Annotated in this window: 1 protein-coding gene; it reads right to left on the bottom strand. The window is 74.4% G+C overall.

Features of this window, described 5'->3' with window-relative positions; translation table 11 throughout:
* Nucleotides 1–187: 187 nt before the first annotated feature.
* Nucleotides 188–1667: malto-oligosyltrehalose trehalohydrolase (treZ, locus tag H5J33_RS34370; protein WP_181798578.1), on the bottom strand; the 1480-nt coding region annotated here is incomplete at its 5' end.

Here is a 1667-nt window from a genome sequence, read left to right as displayed (position 1 = left end):
CACGCGGGGCCCCTGCGGGCCGGAGTCCCGGGGATAGCCGGGGATCCCGGGGGCCGAAAGCCGGGAACCCGGGGCCCGAGCCCCGAGAAGCCAGGACCCGGCCGGGACCTCGGGCGGGCAGGGGCGGCCGCGCAGACCGGAGTCCCGGGGTCCCGTCGGCCGGAACCCCGGGGAAGCCGCCGGGGGCTCAGGGCCGGGTCAGGACCACGCAGGACTCGCCGGGGACCTGGAGCAGACCGTCCGGGCCCGGCGCCGGCACCGGCTCCCAGGCCGCCAGGACCTCCACCCGGCCGGTGCCCAGCGGGATCGCCGCGGTCCGCTTGCCGAGGTTCACCGCCACCCGTACGTCCCCGCGCCGGAAGGCCAGCCAGCGGGCCTCCTCGTCGTAGGCCACCCGCGTGGCGGCGAGGTCGGGGTCGGTGAGGTCGGGCTGGGCGTGGCGCAGCGCGATCAGCCGCCGGTACCAGGCCAGCACGCGCGCGTGCGGCTCGCGTTCCGGCTCCGACCAGTCCAGGCAGGACCGCTCCCGGGTCGCCGGGTCCTGCGGGTCCGGTACGTCCTCCTCGGCCCAGCCGTGCTCCGCGAACTCCCGCCGCCTGCCCTGCCTGACCGCCTCGGCCAGCCCGGGATCGGTGTGGTCGGTAAAGAACTGCCAGGGCGTGCCCGCCGCCCACTCCTCGCCCATGAACAGCATCGGTGTGAACGGCGCGGTCAGCGTCAGCGTGGCCGCGCAGGCCAGCAGGCCGGGGGAGAGCAGCGCGGTGAGCCGGTCGCCCTGGGCGCGGTTGCCGATCTGGTCGTGGGTCTGGCTGTAGCCGAGCAGCCGGTGCCCGGCCACTCGCGTGCGGTCCAGCGGACGGCCGTGGTGCCGGCCCCGGAACGACGAGTACGTGCCGTCGTGGAAGTAGCCGCCGGTGAGCGTCTTGGCGAGCGCGGCGAACGGCTTCCGCGCGAAGTCGGCGTAGTAGCCCTGGGACTCGCCGGTCAGCGCGGTGTGCAGGGCGTGATGGAAGTCGTCGTTCCACTGCGCGTGCAGGCCGAGCCCGTTCTCCTCGCGCCGGGTGATGAACCGCGGGTTGTTCAAGTCCGACTCGGCGATCAGGAACAGCGGCCTGCCCACCTCCCCGGCCAGGGCGTCCACGGCCGCCGAGAGCTCCTCCAGGAAGTGGCACGCGCGCGTGTCGTACAGCGCGTGCACCGCGTCCAGCCGGAGCCCGTCGATCCGGTAGTCCCGCAGCCACGCCAGCGCGCTGCCGACGAGGAACGCCCGCACCTCGTCCGAGCCGGGCGCGTCCAGGTTCACCGCCGAGCCCCAGGGGGTGGTGTGCGTGTCCGTGAAGTACGGCCCGAAGCGCGGCAGATAATTGCCCGACGGGCCCAAGTGGTTGTGGACGACATCCAGGACGACGCCCAGCCCCAGTTCATGCGCCCGGTCCACGAACCGCTTCAGCGCCTCCGGGCCGCCGTACGGCTCGTGCACCGCCCACAGCGACACCCCCTCGTAGCCCCAGCCGTGCCGCCCCGGGAAAGGGCACAGCGGCATCAACTCCACGTGCGTGACACCCAGTTCCACCAGGTGTTCCAGCCGGGCCGCGGCGGCGTCCAGGGTGCCCTCGCGGGTGTACGTGCCCACGTGCAGCTCGTACAGCACCGCGCCCGGAAGCCCG

It is taken from the genome of Streptomyces sp. WELS2 (assembly GCF_013870595.1).
Lineage (GTDB): Bacteria > Actinomycetota > Actinomycetes > Streptomycetales > Streptomycetaceae > Streptomyces.
Note: the sequence above shows the minus strand (reverse complement) of the source record. Positions and strands in the feature narration are given on the sequence as shown.